Annotated in this window: 16 protein-coding genes; 9 read left to right on the forward strand and 7 right to left on the reverse strand. The window is 53.4% G+C overall.

Annotation, left to right across the window (positions count from 1 at the left end; genetic code table 11):
• Positions 1 to 291 precede the first annotated feature (291 nt).
• Complete coding sequence (locus GOV89_RS13085; RefSeq protein WP_170485048.1) at positions 292 to 1,455, forward strand: M20 aminoacylase family protein; 1,164 nt, start codon at positions 292 to 294, stop codon at positions 1,453 to 1,455.
• A 1,454-nt stretch (positions 1,456 to 2,909) separates the two neighbouring features.
• Complete coding sequence (locus GOV89_RS13090; RefSeq protein WP_171238366.1) at positions 2,910 to 3,740, forward strand: class I SAM-dependent methyltransferase; 831 nt, start codon at positions 2,910 to 2,912, stop codon at positions 3,738 to 3,740.
• 64 nt (positions 3,741 to 3,804) lie between these two features.
• Here GOV89_RS13090 and GOV89_RS13095 read toward each other — a convergent pair whose 3' ends face one another.
• Positions 3,805 to 5,232, reverse strand: coding sequence for an adenylate/guanylate cyclase domain-containing protein (locus tag GOV89_RS13095; RefSeq protein ID WP_170485051.1), 1,428 nt, complete (start codon positions 5,230 to 5,232; stop codon positions 3,805 to 3,807).
• A 21-nt stretch (positions 5,233 to 5,253) separates the two neighbouring features.
• On the reverse strand, positions 5,254 to 5,550 hold the full coding sequence (locus GOV89_RS13100) for an antibiotic biosynthesis monooxygenase (RefSeq protein ID WP_170485053.1): 297 nt from the start codon (positions 5,548 to 5,550) through the stop codon (positions 5,254 to 5,256).
• Between the two features lie 192 nt (positions 5,551 to 5,742).
• On the opposite strand from GOV89_RS13100, the gene GOV89_RS13105 reads away from it, so the two are divergent.
• The gene (locus tag GOV89_RS13105; protein ID WP_170485055.1) at positions 5,743 to 6,441 is read left to right on the forward strand and encodes an SDR family oxidoreductase; all 699 of its coding nucleotides are present in this window, start codon (positions 5,743 to 5,745) and stop codon (positions 6,439 to 6,441) included.
• A gap of 22 nt (positions 6,442 to 6,463) precedes the next feature.
• On the opposite strand, the gene GOV89_RS13110 is transcribed toward GOV89_RS13105, so the two are convergent.
• The 4 genes from GOV89_RS13110 to GOV89_RS13125 all read right to left on the reverse strand — a co-directional run bounded on the left by GOV89_RS13110 (position 6,464) and on the right by GOV89_RS13125 (position 10,957).
• Positions 6,464 to 6,616: a hypothetical protein gene (locus tag GOV89_RS13110; protein ID WP_170485056.1), complete on the reverse strand. Its 153-nt coding sequence runs from the start codon at positions 6,614 to 6,616 to the stop codon at positions 6,464 to 6,466.
• A gap of 141 nt (positions 6,617 to 6,757) precedes the next feature.
• Positions 6,758 to 7,984: an adenylate/guanylate cyclase domain-containing protein gene (locus GOV89_RS13115; protein WP_170485058.1), complete on the reverse strand. Its 1,227-nt coding sequence runs from the start codon at positions 7,982 to 7,984 to the stop codon at positions 6,758 to 6,760.
• A 356-nt stretch (positions 7,985 to 8,340) separates the two neighbouring features.
• Positions 8,341 to 9,258, reverse strand: a complete 918-nt coding sequence (locus GOV89_RS13120; RefSeq protein ID WP_171181278.1) for a ketopantoate reductase family protein — start codon at positions 9,256 to 9,258, stop codon at positions 8,341 to 8,343.
• 199 nt (positions 9,259 to 9,457) lie between these two features.
• Positions 9,458 to 10,957, reverse strand: a complete 1,500-nt coding sequence (locus tag GOV89_RS13125) for an amidohydrolase family protein (RefSeq protein ID WP_171238367.1) — start codon at positions 10,955 to 10,957, stop codon at positions 9,458 to 9,460.
• Here GOV89_RS13125 and GOV89_RS13130 point away from each other — a divergent pair.
• Both GOV89_RS13130 and GOV89_RS13135 read left to right on the forward strand, forming a co-directional pair.
• Positions 10,957 to 11,967: an AraC family transcriptional regulator gene (locus tag GOV89_RS13130; RefSeq protein ID WP_171238368.1), complete on the forward strand. Its 1,011-nt coding sequence runs from the start codon at positions 10,957 to 10,959 to the stop codon at positions 11,965 to 11,967. The genes GOV89_RS13125 and GOV89_RS13130 overlap by 1 nt on opposite strands.
• A gap of 379 nt (positions 11,968 to 12,346) precedes the next feature.
• The gene (locus tag GOV89_RS13135; protein WP_171238369.1) at positions 12,347 to 12,544 is read left to right on the forward strand and encodes a hypothetical protein; all 198 of its coding nucleotides are present in this window, start codon (positions 12,347 to 12,349) and stop codon (positions 12,542 to 12,544) included.
• Between the two features lie 103 nt (positions 12,545 to 12,647).
• On the opposite strand, the gene GOV89_RS13140 is transcribed toward GOV89_RS13135, so the two are convergent.
• Complete coding sequence (locus GOV89_RS13140) at positions 12,648 to 13,541, reverse strand: NAD(P)-dependent oxidoreductase (protein WP_171181284.1); 894 nt, start codon at positions 13,539 to 13,541, stop codon at positions 12,648 to 12,650.
• Between the two features lie 540 nt (positions 13,542 to 14,081).
• Between GOV89_RS13140 and GOV89_RS13145 the strand changes: the two genes are divergently transcribed.
• From GOV89_RS13145 to GOV89_RS13160, 4 genes are all read left to right on the forward strand, one after another.
• The gene (locus tag GOV89_RS13145; protein WP_171238370.1) at positions 14,082 to 14,858 is read left to right on the forward strand and encodes a helix-turn-helix transcriptional regulator; all 777 of its coding nucleotides are present in this window, start codon (positions 14,082 to 14,084) and stop codon (positions 14,856 to 14,858) included.
• A 114-nt stretch (positions 14,859 to 14,972) separates the two neighbouring features.
• Complete coding sequence (locus tag GOV89_RS13150; protein ID WP_171238371.1) at positions 14,973 to 16,034, forward strand: ABC transporter ATP-binding protein; 1,062 nt, start codon at positions 14,973 to 14,975, stop codon at positions 16,032 to 16,034.
• The gene (locus GOV89_RS13155) at positions 16,034 to 16,990 is read left to right on the forward strand and encodes an ABC transporter permease (protein WP_171238372.1); all 957 of its coding nucleotides are present in this window, start codon (positions 16,034 to 16,036) and stop codon (positions 16,988 to 16,990) included. The genes GOV89_RS13150 and GOV89_RS13155 overlap by 1 nt, the downstream gene beginning before the upstream one ends.
• A complete protein-coding gene (locus tag GOV89_RS13160) occupies positions 16,983 to 17,813 on the forward strand; it encodes an ABC transporter permease (protein ID WP_171238373.1) in 831 nt (276 codons plus the stop codon). Before GOV89_RS13155 ends, GOV89_RS13160 begins: the two co-directional genes overlap by 8 nt.
• The last annotated feature ends 45 nt before the right edge of the window (positions 17,814 to 17,858 follow it).

The following is a 17,858-nucleotide window of genomic DNA, read 5'->3' on the forward strand; positions in this document are numbered from 1 at the left end:
TCTCAACTCTTCGAGACTTACTGGTCATAGGGGCGTTGTCAAACCAAATGGCTTTAACGAGTGCGGCCGCTCTGGGCTCGATGCGGACATTCAGTTAATAACGCCCAATGTCTGCAATGCGGACAATGCCGTTGTTTACGTGGCTTCGAAACTCTAGCCGTGTAGGCGAACAGAACAGAAGGCTGCTCTTGCTATAAGGCGGAGTCTCAGATGGCGAGTTTGGCGTATTTCGTTGCGGGCGTGCCGGCCTGTAGCCATAGTCCTGACCGAACGAAGTAGGAGATGCACCTCATGCCCGCCCGCAACAGATTTGCCGAACTGCATGCCGAGATCACTGAATGGCGGCGGGACATTCATGCTCATCCCGAACTGCGGTTCGAAGAACATCGAACTGCTGCAAAGGTGGTCAAATTGCTCACAGAGTTTGGCTGCAATGATGTGGTCTCTGGCGTCGGCCGGACCGGGGTCGTGGGCGTGATTCACGGTCGAACGCAGGCATCAGGCAAGGCGATTGGGTTTCGAGCGGACATGGACGCATTGCCAATTCCGGAAACCACAGGTTTATCGTACGCCTCGACTAATCCTGGCGTTATGCACGCATGCGGTCATGACGGACATACTGCAATGCTGCTTGGTGCTGCGAAATACCTAGCCGAAACGCGCAATTTCAACGGTACCGTAGTGCTGATATTCCAGCCCGCTGAGGAAGGTAGCGGTGGCGCGCGCGCGATGCTTGACGATGGATTGATGGACCGTTGGGGCATTCAGGAAATTTATGGGATGCATAATTGGCCGGGCATTCCAGCTGGTCAGTTTGCAGTGCGCGACGGACCGCAAATGGCCGCTACTGCGTTTTTCGAACTCACAATCAAAGGCAAGGGAGGCCACGCAGCGCTACCTCATATGGCGGTGGATACAACGGTGGCTGCTGCGCAGGTGATTACCGCGCTACAGACCATCGCGGCACGCAACATCGACCCGCTAAAATCCGTTGTTGTTTCCACCTGTGGACTGCGCAGTGACAGCAATACCTTCAACGTTATCCCGGACGAGATAAAATTGCGTGGTACGGTGCGCTATTTCGATGCTGATGTACATGAGATCGTGCAAAAACGCCTAGGCGAGCTTGCCGAACTGACGGCGCAGGCAAACGGTGCAAAAGCACATCTAGATTACACTTCACGCGTGCCACCCACCATCAACAACCCAGAGGCCGCTGCGCGCGCTGCTAAGGTGGCACAGGCAATTTCCGGCGATGTTATCCGTGAATTCGACCCGGTCATGCCCGGCGAGGATTTCTCTGAAATGCTGGCCGAACGGCCCGGAGCTTATCTCTTCATCGGCAATGGTGACAGCGCTGCCCTGCACAACCCGGCCTACGAATTCAACGACGACATAATCCCGGCAGGCAGTACATGGTACGCAGAGATGGCGGAGAGGCGCATGCCAATTTGATCAGGAGTAGCTGTCCCAATATGACAACCGCTGTACTAAGAAACCTGTTTCCCGGTTAGATGGTTTGCCGTCGGTTGGTTAGTAGGAAGAGATGACTTTGCACTTAAGTCATGCTCTTTCTTGCGGCTATTCCTGGGCCCTGTGCCGCTTCGATCGGCAGCAGATCTTCTCGAAATTGCGGTTATGCTGCGGGCAGCAGTCGCCGCTTGTAGCGGGCCTTGCGCTTCCACAAAGGATTGGCAGATCGAATACGCATAGGTCATGATTTCTGGCGAGAAGGTTTCGAATTTTGTGAGGGTAGCCACAGTTAGAAAGAGAGCCATGCCTCGCATGAACAAATGATAATGTTGAAGAGGGTTCTGCACTTCGCGCTCGATCAAACGGGAAAGGCAGTATCCGCCTAGTCAACGGCACCTTCCCGCGTAAGAATTTGTCCTTACAGTTCGTAGTTTTCCAAATACGTCGGATTTCGCTCCGCGCTGCGCTGATTGGCACGATTTGAGTCGTCCGGTTAGACCGTTAGTGCGGTTTGGTTAAATGACGAACAGATTGCTGTTCAGATTTAGATAGCAAGCGGAATCTCCCAATCGACTAACGGTCTACTGGACAAGGTGTAAGAAATCCTATGGTTAAATCGACCAAACCTTGTGCGGCACATGCTTGAGCATGAAGCTAATCAGCGAAAACTCGACCGTCTGTTTTAATCAAAACGCATGCCCACCATCACCCGTGTATTGAATTTGTGAGACATTATCGCAAAAAAGCCCCGCGCAGAGGCAGGAGTTATTTGGCCGCTAGCCCATTGTTGCGAGAACTGCGACGCGCCGAACTCGTACCCCCTCATTAAAATCGTAAATCCCCATCAAGGCGCGCCGCCTCACTCTGATAGATTTGCCGTTTGTTCAAATTGCGCCCATGGGATGAAAAGTGCGGTAGCCTTCTGACATTCAAAAATCGCAATTCAATCTTCGAACAGATAATGAAAAGCTCGTGGGGCGACACGCCGAACTCAACAACCCCCTAAAATCCGGCTAGAAAGACCGGATCACCCAAAAATCTTCACGTGCCGCCCACGGGAAGAGGATCGCATTGTGGCAAAGTTGTGTCCACGGCTCGTTCTGAAACTTACTGTTCGCACTTTGGAAACAGACTATTTCGACTGAGCTTGCCGTATTACGGGAATCCCCCAATTTTAGGCAAGGCGCCGATTGAGTAGTGTGGGATCACATTATCAACTTACCCCCTCGTGATGAAGATAGGGGCTGGCCCGAACCCCCTCAGCCAGCCCCTACGATTGTTCTAGGGTCAGGACCTTTTAAAACGCCCCAACCTCAATCGCAGCTATTGTAAACCGAAGACGTTTGAAAAATTCGGGCTATGACCGCTGAGCGGACAAACCTGACATTCGGAACTACTCCGTGTAGTCTATTGGGATTGATTAGGGAGGCTTCGAAATGACCAATCCCAATGAAGTCGCACATCATTACCATTCTGGTCACTTGCTCAAGCGGATTTCCGATGGTTGCGCAGCACTGGACTTGACGCCGCCAATTTCCCACGACGCTTTGACCCCGGTTGACGAGTTTCACATTGGCGGACGCCTCGCGACCGAACCGTTTGTGAAGGCTCTCGGCCTTTCGTCCGAAAGCCGGGTTGTCGATTTTGGATGCGGTCTCGGTGGTCCGGCGCGCTATGTCGCTGCGGCTACCGGGGCGCATGTAACTGGCGTCGATTTGACCGCTGAGTTTGTAGAAACAGGACGCGCTCTTACAGAATGGACAGGTTTGTCTGATCGGGTGCAACTCATCGAAGGCAGCGTGCTCGAGTTACCGTTAGAAGCCGCGTCAATGGACGTCGCATATATGATCCATGTTGGCATGAACATCGCGGACAAATCCGGCATAGCGCGTGAGGCAAAACGGGTTCTCAAGCCGGGAGGCATCTTTGCAATCTACGATGTGATGCAAGTGGGAGAGGGGGAAATGGACTATCCTGCGCCTTGGGCGTCTTCTTCAGATCAAAGTGCGCTTGCTCCGCCTGATACATATGAGGCTGCTTTGAAGTCCGTTGGTTTTGAGGTGAGTGACCGGATCGACCGCACTGCATTCGCTAAACAGTTCTTTGCGGATCTGGCAGCCGCGCAAAGCCGTTCAGATGGCCCTCCACCTTTGGGTCTTCATCTGATCATGGGCGAAGACACTGCACTTAAGGTTCAACACATGGTTCGGAACATCGAACGTGGTTTGATTGCCCCAATTGAACTTCACGCGCGCTTGCCAGTTTAGACCACTGTCCATTTGGTGGTTGTACGGTCTGGTCAAACATTTCTGGATGACATCCGTTTGATGTTTAGTCGCCTAAATCAGAAATAACGGACTTTAGACGACGGATGGCTTCCGCGCTTATGCGATCCTTGTCCACAGTGAGGGAATAGCCCTCATCCTCCTCGTGGATGATCGGGCTCTCTCGCGCAGCGGCTTCGTAGGTTGCTGTTGCCGCGTACGTGCGAATCGGGTTTTGAAATCCTTTCACCTGAACCGGCTCACGCTCTTCAACCGAGAGCCAATCTTTCACCAAAGAATAGGTTTCTGCTGCCAGCAATATGCCTCCAGGATCGCATTCAGCCTCAAGCCTTGCAGCAAGATTTACTTCTCGCCCAATTGCAGTGTAATCCATCCGATCATTGGAACCGAAATTGCCTATTGTGCAGTAGCCCGTGTTGATGCCTATGCGGGCCTGAAATGGTCGATCAATCAAGCCTTTGCGCCGCCATCCAGTTTGTAGGTCGTTCAAGGCGCGTTGCATGTCGATCGCCATCCGAACGCAAGCGGCTGCATCTTCCTTTGCGCCCAGACTTTCGGGTTCGCCAAAATACAGCATCATCGCATCCCCAATGAACTTGTCGAAATATGCGCCGTGTCTCTGGGCGATCTTGGACATTTCCGACAGATACTCGTTCAGTAACGAGGTCAGTTCCTCTGCTTCAAGCTGATCAGTAATCTCGGAAAAATCGACAATGTCGGAGAAGAATATCGTGAGTTTGCGGCGGCGACTCTCGATAGCCGCTTGCTGGTTACCGGCTATAATTGACCGATAAAGTTGAGGCGGCATGTACTTGGCAAGCTGTTTGGATACGTTCTCCAGGGTCTTGTTCGATTCACGCATTTGGTTCAGCAAATACAAGTTATCCAAAGCGATATTTGCCTGCGCTGCAAACGTCTTGAGAATATCGAATTGCTCTGTTTGCAGCTTACCGATCGAATGCCGCAACACGGCAAGAGCTCCAACGGTCTGCCCACCTTGAGAAATTGGGACCATCGTTACGGCCCGCGCTCCAGACGCAAGGAAGTTGCCAGCACCAATTCGAAACTGATCTTGTGCCGCCGCGACGTCTGGCAAATCAATCGCCTTGCCATTCAAAATGACGTGGCCGTGGATAGTCTCTGGATGAAGAGGAGCTGGAAAGCGGCGCCGCCAAGCCTCGACACCAGCTGGTTCTGGGCCGGAGATTGCGCCCAAAATCAGTTTGTTTCCTTCCCTCAATCCGATGCTGATTGTCGATTTTGGAAACAGTGTTTGACCCGCTTCAACAATGGAGTTGAAAACCGGTTGGGGATCTCTAATAGAGCTGTTTACCACGTCCAGGATTTTGGCCGTCGCCACTTGTCGATCCAGCGCTTCCTTCAGCCGGATTTCCAAAGCCTCTAACGCGTCAGCTGTTTTGTTGGGCGGATCAGGCACGAGGTCCGGTTGCGATGTTCTCTGACCCTTTGACATGTCGATCATCCTTTTGGGTGATTAACTATCAACCAGGTCGTAATGTTTGATGGATCGAGACTCGACGAGCTCCGCTTTTGCTGGATCAATGTGCGGGCTTTGGTAGTCTTCTCCCACGAAGGCCCTAAGGGCCTCCAAGCTCTCCCATACCATGACAAAACTGAATTCTCGTGGGGAATCCTCTCTCGGGGCCCCCGGAAGAACGCGCACGATCCCCGGAGTACTATTCATTAGGGGAATAGCCGTTTCATGAAAAAAGCGGCCAAACTCAGCCTCTTTTCCGGGACGTGTTGTCACCTGAAAGATACGCATAATCATACACAATCCTCCCAAAGGTCGGGTTCTTGGATGTATGTATGCCTCAGGAATTCATACTAGCACACTTGGTTGGGACTGTCTGCTGCGGGCTCGGTTCGCGCATTCGGTAGGTTCGCAAGTGGGTCTGCTTTGCCTGTCCTTAGGGTAGTAAGCAGTTTGTGGTAATCTTCCAACAACAAACCGGGGGGTGATATGGCTAAAACTGCTTTGATTACTGGTGCTTCAAGCGGGATAGGCCGAGCGACGGCTATCGATCTTGCTGCAAAAGGATGGCGAATACTCGCGCATGGACGGCGCGAGGAAGCGCTTCAAGAAACGATTGCCAGTGTCGAGGCGGCCGGTGGCACGGGCGAATGGTTTGCAGAAGAAATGGGCGACATGAATTCTGTGGCCGCTCTCGCAGACTGGGCGACACAGACTGAGCGATTGGATGCGATGGTCCATTGCGCCGCCAAGTTCACCTATGGCGCTGTCTCGACTGATCGGTTTGCAGATTGGGACACATCCATCGACCAAGTATTGCGGGCAACCATCCGACTTACCGCGCATGTCTTACCTGCGGTCCGTGAAGCAGAGGGAGCATTTGTTTTTATCTGCGGGCCGACATCTTGGGTTGGCTGGAAAAATCACGCCATTCATTGCGCCCTCAGACACGCTCAAGCTGGTTTCGCGAAGGCCCTATTCGAAGACGTCCGAGAAGACGGTGTTCGCGTCACCCTTGTGCACCCCGGGTTTGTAAATACTCCAAACGTGTCCGACGCAGGCAAAGACCGCTCTAAAATGATTCAGCTTGAAGAAATTTCGACGCTAATCTCGACTGCGATAATGCTACCCAACAACACCTGCGTGACAGAGCTCACGCTGCGCCCCCAAAGGACGCCTTATTTGTGAAAGGCTCGCTACGGCTGGTTGTTCAAAAGGCGTCGATCCAAGAACGCAGCAAATGCTGCAAGGGAACGTCGCAGAATGCGGACCGGCCCGCGTGACGCTTCCACCATGTCGTCGTGTTGGTTCGACCGAGCTTCGCCGAGTTCGGCTTGTGCTGGATCGACGTGAGGGCTTTCATCGTCTCTCCTAGGACAACCTTTGGAGCTGTCCCACCTGTCCGGATCAATTACAAAGCTGGACTCGCTAAGCAACACTGATCTTCCTGCGCTTGGGAAAACCTGAACGACACCCGCATCTGCATTACAAGATCTAAAATCGTTCAGATATTGGTTTGCACGCTAAATATGGGGATTTCGCCCTTACCCTTGATGTCGCGAATGCCCTCTGCTTTCACAGTGAAACGGTCGGGCAAAAGTTTGGCGGTGTTCTCCGTGACAATGATTTGGCCAGGCACACCTTGGCTTTCCATTCGTGACGCCAGATTTACCGCATCACCCCAAAGGTCATATGCAAACTTGCGCTTGCCAATGACGCCGGCCACAACCGGCCCCGAATTCACCCCAACTCTCAAATTAACATTGAAATGCGTGTGCGCACTGATCGCGATCGCGGCCTTGTGCATCTCCATCGCAAGCTCAATTGCGATTTCAGCATGGTTGCGCTTGTCTTCGGGTACCCCGACAACAACCATGTAGGCATCACCAATCGTTTTTATTTTTTCTGCGCCATAGCGGCCCGCCAAATTATCAAATTCAGTGAAAATCAGATTCAGGGACTCAACAAGTTCGGCTGCAGAAAGTTGCGAACTCGCAGCTGTGAAGTTCGCGATATCTGCGAAAATAACCGATACTTCTCGATGTTCATTTGCAATAACGCGCTCGCCATTTTTCAATCGCAAAGCAATTGGGGCCGGCAAAATATTGTGTAACAACTTCTCGGCTCGTTCATATTCGCGCTTCATACCTTCTTCTGCGGTTTCAACCAGATACTGATTAATTCCAAGATAGAAGACCAATGCCGAGCTTACGCTGATAGTGTTCAAGGCAAAGAGGAAAATCATAGACACGTCGGGCATAATTACCCAAGGCTGCAATGTGATTGCCAGTACACCGACAAAGACGGCAAAAGCAACGAGTGCTGTGCAGATCATTGCTTTGCGTGCCCATGAAAACTGCGGAGTAACTAGGCATACAATGGCAGACACAAGCGGGAAGAGCCAAAACATTGCTCCGACACCTGCATAGAGCGTACCAAGCAAAGCGTGCAGCGGTATTTCTCCGAAATAGAGGAGATGGACATACCACATAGGGCCTTGGCGATGCCGCCAAAGAAAACCGTATACGGCGAACAAAACCGTCACGGCGATGTTGTAGTACGCCATCGTGGTGACGCCGTTCAGGGCAAAAATGAGCGCCCACGAACCGTGAGAAAAGCTCGCAACCCAAGGTCCAAGCCGGTGGAACATGTAGAACCGCGCCTCTTTACCTTCGATCCCCGGCGGCGTCCAAAGCATAAGTTCGATGGTTCGCTGGATAAAATCAAACATGAGAAACCTCCAGCCAATCATCGCAAAAGTCCACCAAGTGACCTGATCCACTCAGAAGAGGGTGCCGCATTGTAAAGGCCCAAAAATCTGTTCGGATCTATTCTTGTGACACAGCATAAGCCACAATTCGACACGCTATATCGCCGCTAGTATTGGTTCAACGGACACACAGTTTAAGTTATCACATTTGGCCGCTGTGGGCTCGCTGCAGACGTTCGCTGCGCAGTGCATCAGTGACCGCTATGCGGACAAAGCTGCCCTTGGCCGCGATGTAACTCCATCAAGGTCGTTCCAGTCGTCGCTCCGCGAGCAAAAGCGACACCACCATGGTCCCTCTCTCGGAAAGCCACAATGCCTTATCGACCGGCCTTATGTGGCAGCAACAAAGCATAGAGGGCTTTGTTCATTGGTGCCTCCTGTCCCCATTTATCGGACAAACGTGCTGCAGCACCCGATATCCATTCGATCTCAAGCCGCCTACCATGTTCGACATCAACTGCGGTAGAGGCCCGCATGGTTGGTGGAAGCGCTTGCACCCGCTCCCATGTCTTTGCTTCGATGTCATCCGGCAGAGCAACTCCAGAAGCACGGCCCAATGTTGCGGTTTCACTCAGAACTTGCCGGAAGACGGCAGCCAGTTCTGGGATACCTGTGATGTCGGCAATGGTGCAGCGCGCTGCAGCGGTAACACCTGATACGGCTGAAAAGAGAACAAATTTGGACCACAGTTCGCACTCGATATCATCTGTTTCCGGCGCCGCAACGCCCGCGTCAGTCAATGCCTGCTGGAGTGCCGCAACTCGGTTCGAGGGGCGACTGTCGCGTTCGGCAAACACAAATTGGTTGAACTCTCCGGTTTGTGTTATCACTCCTGGGGTCGAGATGGTTGTAGAAACCTGCGCCATTCCATTGGCGACATTGGCCTCGGGTAATATCTTCGCAAGTCGGTCGGAGGCCTCCACGCCGTTCAAGAATGGCACGACGACAGTATTGGTTCCCAACAGAGGTTTGCAGACCTCGGCAGCGGATTCCAGATCATCTCCCTTGACCCCAAAGATGATCGCGTCGACCTCTCCGACCTGGGATGTATCATCCGTCGCAATCCATGGGTGGTGGGTGAGCGTGCCGCTGGATGTTTCAAGTTTGAGACCGGTCTTGGAAATGGCCTCCAGATGCTCTCCGCGCGCAATGGTCGCGATTTGATGCCCACGCAAGCCCAATTTTACAGCTAGATAGCCACCAATTCCACCTGTCGCTACAGTCGCGATCTTCATAGTCTCCATCCATTTTCTAACAACGAAAAGAGGATAGCACGACTGTCAACTCTGGGCTCAGAGCAGCCGTTTGCTGGGCTCTGTTTGAGTGACCGCTACGCGGACTTAACAGACGTTCCCGACAGAGCGAACTAGCGACCACTTCGGTTTCAGAAAATAGACGCGCGGGGTGCCGAGGTTATTTCACCCCGCGCAACACTCAATCGAGTGTATTCTTGTAAATCACCCCATCCTTCATGATGAGGTCGATGTTGTTTGTGTAATCGACGAGCAATTCAACGTCTTCGACAGGGTTGCCCTTCACAAGCAGAAGATCGGCGTAAGCGCCTTCCGAAATAACACCCAAAGGGCCATCTTGGTAGGGATTGAGCGGACCAGAAAGTGCCAAAAGTTCAGCTGTCTTCGACGTCGCTTGCTGCAGAATTTCGTGGCTGCTCCAGACTTCAAGACGATACTTAAACTCATCGTTCTGCTTGGTCAGCGCAACAGGATCACCGATGATGTCCGTTGAGAAAGCAACGTTCTCGATCCCAAAGTCCTTTATCAGCTGCATTTGTTTTCTCGCACCGGCCTGCACGCTAAGGAATTTTGCACCAGCGCTTGGCCCCAATGCCGTGACGACGGCCTCCTCTTCCAAACCCAAGAGAGAATAGAAAGGCACAATCCACGCATCCGCATCCTTGATGGCCTGAGCACCGACTTCGGTCATCAGTTGTCCGTGTTCGATACTGATGACGCCTGCCTCAATGGAGCGCACGATGGATGCGTCTGTGTAGGCGTGCACCATCACGTAGGTTCCCCAATCAGCCGCCGCTTGCACAGAAGCCTCCAACTCTTCGGGCAGTCCTTGCACCGTGTGCAGGGGATCAACGCTGGAGGACACGCCGCCTCCCGCCATGACTTTGATCTGCACTGCACCAAGCCGCAGGGCCTCGCGTGTCGCACGAAGTGTTTCAGGCACACCGTCTGCCAAAAACTCTACGTGCTGATTGAAGAAAGACGGATGCGCGCCCATGAAATTGGGGTGCGGTTCATTGTAAAGCCGGTGCTCACCATGTCCGGAGGTTTGTGAAATAACCGGTCCCGATGCATAAATGCGCGATCCGACTGCTTTGCCACGTTCAATCGCCTTGTGCAGTCCAATCGCGGGGCCACCGGCATCACGGACAGTTGTAAAACCTCGCAGAAGCATCTTTTCTGCTTCAATTGTTGAAACTGCGCCCCAATACATCCAATCGAAGTTGTCCCTCAGATCGGCGAGCGGTTCTGTGATCGTCATGTGGACATGCGCGTCGATCAATCCCGGCATGAGTGTCCGACCGCCCCCATCTATGATCCGAGCATTCGCTGCGGCAAGAGGCTCGGCAGATACTTCAGTGATAAGATTGCCGACCACCAGCACGTTGGCATTTTCGATCCGCTGCTCATTTACACCATCGAAGACGTGGACGTTCGTGAAAAGAATTGGAAAGTCTTCTTCTTGCGCAACGCTTTGTGACGCCGAAAGTCCCAAGATGGAAAGCGTCGAAGCGGCCGCAACTGCCTTGAGTAAAACATATGGATAGAATTGGAAACCCATCAAGATATCTCCCTGATTTGTAAATTCTGACCTTAAATGTACTTTAGCAGGAAGCGGGAAATTCGCGTGTTGCCATTTCTGGACAATTTCTGTTTTCTCAGTCCAGTAAGGATAACTCATTGAACAAGCCACTGATCGCCCAAACGACGCTTCCAGTGATGCAGTCAAAATTTTTGGCAGAGGTGATTGACCGAGCCTGTAAGTTGGGTGCGGATCGCAATCAAATATTGGAAGGGTGTTTGCTGCGGCCCGAAGTATTCGACGCACCAAGCCAACCAATACCCAGTGCCTGCGTCTATCTGGCCTCGACACAAGCAGCAGAGCAGTCGGGTAATCATTACCTCTGCGCGGAGATCGCACGAGAGTATGAGTGGAACACCGGCTTCGTGCCTCCGGCCACCATGAGCAACACGCCCAGCTTAGGTGATCTGCTGGTGGCCTGGTTGCACTTTGTCGAGACAGTTCAAGTCTCGATGCACTACCAACTGATCGTTGAAACAGAACGCGCCAATTTGGTCGGGAGGCGCTTTCTCAAAGCGCCGCAACCGCCCGGGCAAGCGGACGCATGGGATGTCGTTGCTTGGTCTGAAATGTTGAAGGCGAGATTGGGGAAAGTTTGGGATCAAAGCGAAGTCGAAATTCATGTGTTTGATCCTCACGCTATCCCAGCCGAATTGGTGCCGTCGCCCAACGTGAAAAAAGCCGACGCTTGGGGTTTGAGCATGTCGTTTCCGTCAGCTTGGCTTATGCAACAATCCCCGTTTCCCAGAAACACAGAACCGGACAATGCTTCCACGCAACAACAACCGCTGGATTTGTTCGCACTGTTTCGAGTGTTCGACTATTCTGACTGGCCCGGTTTGGACGGGCTGGCTGCCTTTGTCGGAGTTCATCCAAAGGCGCTGCAAAGAGAACTCGGCAGTCATGGAACGAACGGTGCGGAACTAATAGATCGCGCGAAGGAGCATCTCGCTGATCTGGGGCTGAGAGAAGCTACGCGCTCCATAACTCAAATCGGACGCGACCTGGGGTACAAGAACGCCAGCGCATTCACACGCGCCTGTCATCGCTGGTTTGGCACTTCTCCAGAGAAATATCGTCGGCAGTACGTTGCGGCGGCGCGTGAGTAGTTAGTGACCTTTTGAAGTGACTGCTTTGGGCTCAACTTGGTCATCTGACCATTTTTCTCAGATGACAGCTTATGAGCGGAAAGTAGACACAAAAGGGTATGGCGGTGCGGGTTAGGGCCTGCCTCTGCCGTCCAAATACTCTTTATCAGGCCCTTGATATCCAGCTCCTTCATGGCTGCACACCCTCACAACAATGATTATGAAGAGTGCCATCAGGATTGCTCTGGCACTTGGGGTTTGGAGCAAGTATTTCATTATTCTTTTTTATTATTGCGTGAGTGACTTGGCAAAGAAGTCTCGCGCCTTTTCATTCAGCCCGCCAGTTGAGCTCAACTAACCGGCAGCAGGCCGCATTGGGAAGCGGTTCGGAGGAGGTCACTTGATTGGTTTTTGCTCCAAGCGCCAACAGTTCGTGAGCATCCGTGATTTTAGTTATCCGGATTTCAACGTAACAAACGACAACCACTCTGTAAATTTAACGACGTCAGAGTCAGTAGCGCGATTTTACGAAGGCTTTGATGTTAAGAAGGAAATGACGCAGGATGAAACCTTCCATTCAAACGCCAAGGCAAAATGACTTCTCAGTTCTGATCCTCAGCATGATTGGTGGGACTACCTGAAATCCTTGTTCCCGCATCTTAAAGAGTTCGCATTTAACTGCGTTTGCAATGCGACCAGAATCACGCCTTGAATACGCCGTTTCTCACAGCTACGAAATCCACAAGGTGAGGAACATAGTCGTTCGGTCCGTCACCCCCAGCGGCAAGCGCCATTGCAAAACTGTTTTTTGCGGCGTTTCCGATTGGATTGGACAGCCCCACTTCATCTGCCATGGCTTCTAGGTAACGCAAGTCTTTTAGAGCATTGGATAGAGTGAATTTGTGAGACTCTCGATTGCCTTCAACGGCGTACCCCATGAAGGTTTGATAAAACCCGCAATCCATCCTGCTGCCACGAATGACCGAGTCGAATTCCTTGGTGGATATTCCGACTTTTTCGGACAGTGCCAACGCTTCCGAATAGAGCGCCGCATATCCCAGTGAAAGAAAGTTATTCAGAAGCTTCATTTTGTGCCCTGCAGCACATGGGCCGATGTGAACGATGGTCTTTGCCCAAGCTGCGATAACAGGCTTCAACCGCTCAAAAACAACAGGATCAGCGCCGACCATGGTCGCCAGCTCTCCATTCTGTGCCTGCACGGGTGTCCCGCCCAACGGCGCGTCCGCCATATGGTGACCGGCCTGCGCTAACTTATTCGCGAGTGCCATAGTGGAATTCGGGTCTGACGTGGAGCAGTCTACAATGACGCTACCGGCCTGCATGGACGGCATCATGGCTGCCACGATTGCCTCGACCTGAGGAGAACCGGGCGCACAAACATGGATAACTGATGACACTGCTGCAAGCTTCGCGAGGTTTTCCGCCTCCGTCGCACCCTGGGCGACCAACTCATCGACAGGTCCACGGTTTCGATGAGCAATCACATTAACTGTAAAACCGGCTTTTAGCAGATTTGAGGCCATGCCTTGACCCATCAAGCCAACACCAACAAATCCGATCGTTTCTTTGCTCATCGGGGTCTCCCTTTACCATTAACGGAGAGTCAGTGTGGACTAGTATAGAATGAAAAAGCAATGGCGGCTTAACTTTGCTTCGTGAACCAAGGCGCAGGACGCAGCGAATGAACGTTTCTAGTCCTTTTCGACAGATGCTTCGCTTGAACCAAATGTCTACATTGGGCTCGGTGAGGTCATTCGCCTGAATACCGCGAGCGACCGCTATGCGGACAAAGCTGCCATCCATCGCCATTGATGCAATGTCCGCTTCCATTCGAAACACTCAGCTATTCCTTGGATCAGAGTTCCTTTGCACAGACACGAAGTTACCCAGATTTGGCAAATCATCAGGTTCAAGTGCTGAAGCGATACAAGTGACAACTCAAAGTTACCTGGCCTCTTTGATCTTAGAAGACTTGTGCTGGAGCAGATTGCGGAATTGATCCAGCGAGCCGATGCGGAAAAGCTTTTCGAGGCAGATTTCAGTGTGAAAAGGTTGCCAAGTTAATTCCGACTGTCCACATTGGCTTGGAAACGCCCTATCGCTAGGTGGGATACTTGGGTAAGTCCGCACAACCAACGTACTCGGAAGACGTAGCTGGGGCTATTCGGGCCGTAGGGACGTCCAACTTTATGCCAGAGTTGTTGAACCTCATGCGCGGAGCAGCTTCGTTCAAGGGCGCGTTTGTCAGCCTTCTGAACCCAGGAAAAGCGCCCGAACATGTCTATGACAATGTACGTGCAGAACGCCGCTCGGTCGTTGTGGACCGATGGCTTGATCGCGCTTGGTTGCTGGACCCATTTGTTGTTCGTTTCATCGGTGAACGCCACGAACCGGTGATGGTGCTGAGAGACGTGGCGCCAGACAGGTTTGCCAACTCCGACTACTTTCGCATCTACTACAAGACCCTGTTTCTAAGAGATGAGATGGGGGTTTTCGTGACAATTGCCAACGGCACCTTGTTTCTTTCCCTCGGTCCCTCGGAGGGAAGAACCCGGTTCTCCCGGCGGGATGTCGAAAGGCTAACGGATCTACATCCAACAATATCGGCGCTTTGCGAGCAGCACTTTCATCGCACCCCCTCATCAGGCCAGTTCGAAGATAGCGAGGTCGATTTCGATGGGGTGATCGACAAGGTTTGCAAGGGTTTGACACAGCGGGAGATCGAGGTGGTGCAATCCCTTTTGCGCGGGCACTCGACGCGGTCGATAGCACTTTTGCTGGACGTTTCCCCTTCGACGATCAAAGTGCATCGCAAGAACATCTACCGAAAGCTGGGAATTTCTTCTCAATCTGCCCTGTTTTCGATGTTCCTGCATTCGACCAACGACTAGGCCTACCCCTTTGGGGGTACAAGTCACCCCGCCCTTTGGAGGTATTCACAGGTTCGGTCTCATGGCTCTAAGCTGATTCTGCATACCAACAAGTGCAGGTGTCTGGATCAGACCATGATCGACGTAAAGAATGTGACAAAACGCTTTGGCGAAGGCCAAGCGGCCGTAACGGCTCTGGGAGACGTGTCGCTGACCATTCCCGAAGGAAGCTTTTTCACGCTTTTGGGCCCGTCGGGTTGTGGCAAGACGACGCTTTTGCGATTGATCGCCGGGTTCGAGCTTCCGACCGAAGGCGAGATTGCACTGGATGGCGAGTCGATCGGCCATTTGGCTCCAAACAATCGCCCCGTGAATACAGTGTTCCAGAACTATGCGCTGTTTCCCCACATGAGCGTGGCCCGCAACGTTGGGTTTGGCCTTGAGATGCTGAAGAGGCCCAAGGCCGAAATCGACAGCACCATCAACGAGATGCTGGACCTGGTCCAGCTCGGAGAGTTTGCAACGCGTCGTGTAGATCAGTTGTCAGGCGGGCAGCAGCAACGCGTGGCTTTGGCGCGCGCGCTGGCGCCGCGTCCCAAGGTTCTTCTTCTTGATGAGCCACTTTCTGCGCTGGACCTGAAACTTCGAAAAGGGATGCAGAGCGAGTTGAAGCGGCTGCAGCATGAGACAGGCATTACCTTTGTCTTTGTCACCCATGACCAAGGTGAAGCGCTGGCAATGTCGGACCAGATCGCAGTGATGTCGGCAGGTGCGATACGCCAAGTTGGCACACCGGAAGAGATCTACACAGCTCCACAAAGCAGGTTCGTCGCGGACTTTATTGGCGACACCAATATCGTGCATGCGACGTTGCTTGGCTTTGACGGGGATGCGGCAAAAATCCAATTTGGCGAGGGTTCACCACTCACGGTTCATACAGCCAGCACCTCGCTCACACCCGGCCCCGTGCATGTGGCTCTACGCCCTGAAACCATCCGCGTGGTTGATGAGAGTGCAGAGACGGCGCTCTTGCGAGGTGAGGTCGTAGACAGCATCTATTTCGGGGCCGGGTCACAGATGCTCGTGCTGTTGGAAGATGGCGTCAGCGTTCATGTCCAGGTTTCCACCCCACGCCCCGTCGGATCGCGGGTTGGCCTCGAATGTGACACCTCCATGCTGCACGTGCTGGAAGACTGATGAGTGCCGCTGCACATATCTCGCGCACCGACGCCGAAACGAGATTGCGCGCGGCCCAAGAAGAACGCGCGCGTCAAAGGCGCAGAACGCGGCTCTTCCTGCTGACCCCAGCACTCGGGATCATTGGCATCTTTGGTCTGTTCCCGCTCTCGATTGCCCTGGTTTACTCGTTTCTTGAGCCCGGAACATACGGCGGCGTTGAATGGGTGTTCTCCTACGACGCCTACGTGCAGTTCCTTTTCGAGAGGGACATCTTTGATGATACGCTGAGCTTCAACAGCGCCTATCTGCAAATCTTCGGGCGCTCCTTTGGTCTCGCCATCACCACCATGATTGGCACCCTGATCCTCGGGTTTCCCGTGGCCTACTTCATTGCGGCCCGCCCTCCGGAGCAACGCAATTTCTGGCTCTTCGCCATCACGCTACCGTTCTGGACCAACCTCTTGATCCGTACCTACTCGATGCTTTTGATCGTACGGGACGAGGGCTTTGTGAACCTGATGTTGATGAAGATCGGCCTGATCAGCGAACCGCTTGAGATGTTGTACACCGACGGCGCGGTACTTGCCGGGCTGGTCTACAGCTACCTGCCATTCATGATCCTCCCGATCTATGCCTCGCTCGAGAAGTTCGATTTTTCGCTGCTTGAGGCCGGACATGACCTCTATGCGACGCGTACGCAGGTTTTCCGCCACATCATCATCCCGATTACCCGCCCGGGCATCGTCGCAGGCTGCGTGCTGGTGCTGATCCCGGCGCTCGGGGCCTACATCACGCCGGAACTGTTGGGCGGTGGCAAGAAACTGATGATCGGCAACCTGATCGCCTTGCAATTCGGGTCGGGGCGCAATTGGCCCTTTGGGGCCGCGGCAGCGCTGATCCTGATGGCAGTTGTGTTGATCGCGCTCCTTGTCAGCCTGCGGGCAGGTGCTTCGAAGGAGGGTGGACATGGATAAACTGCTGTCGATATTCCGCCCGTCGACCGGGTCTCGCGAGTTGCGCAGGCAACCCCTGTTTACTGGCATGTCCTGGCTGGTTCTGTTGTTCCTCTACGCACCAATTGCCGTACTGGTCGTGTTCTCTTTCAACGACAACCGCTCTGTTGTGCGGTGGACCGAGTTCAGCTTGCGCTGGTACGCGGCAGCCTTGGAAAACGACGACATCCGGCGTTCGGCGATGATCTCTATTCAGGTTGCGCTCACGGCGACCATGTTTTCCACCATCATTGCCACAATGGCAGCATTGGCAACAACGCGCGGGGGCGTCTATCGCGGTCGCTCTGCGGCCATCGCGCTCATAAACCAACCCCTGATGATCCCCGAGATTGTCACGGCGATTGCCTCGCTGGCCTTCTTTTCGATCCTGCGCCAGCTCACGGGGGTAACCGGGATCGGCTGGCTGATCCTCGCCCACACGGTTTTCTGCGTGCCCTTTGCTTACATGCCGATACGCGCACGTTTGTCAGATATGTCCGTGACCTATGAAGCCGCCGCTGCGGATTTGTACGCAACACCCTGGCAAACATTCCGCCATGTGACGCTGCCGGTCCTGATGCCCGGAGTCATGGCGGGCGCCATGCTAGCCTTTGTCGTATCGCTGGATGACGTGATCATCACGCTTCTGGTGGCCGGCCCGGGCGAGACCACTTTGCCTATCTACATCCTCGGCCAGATCCGTCGTGGCGTGACGCCAGAGGTCAACGCCGTCTCGACAATCCTGATCGGGCTGACCGTGGCCATGGTCACGCTCACCTTCTTTCTGCAACGCAAACGAAAATAACAAGAAGCCCGCGTCGGTGCGGGACGCTAACCACTCAACGGAGGA

This window comes from Ruegeria sp. HKCCA5763 (assembly GCF_013034545.1).
Taxonomy (GTDB): Bacteria; Pseudomonadota; Alphaproteobacteria; order Rhodobacterales; family Rhodobacteraceae; genus Ruegeria.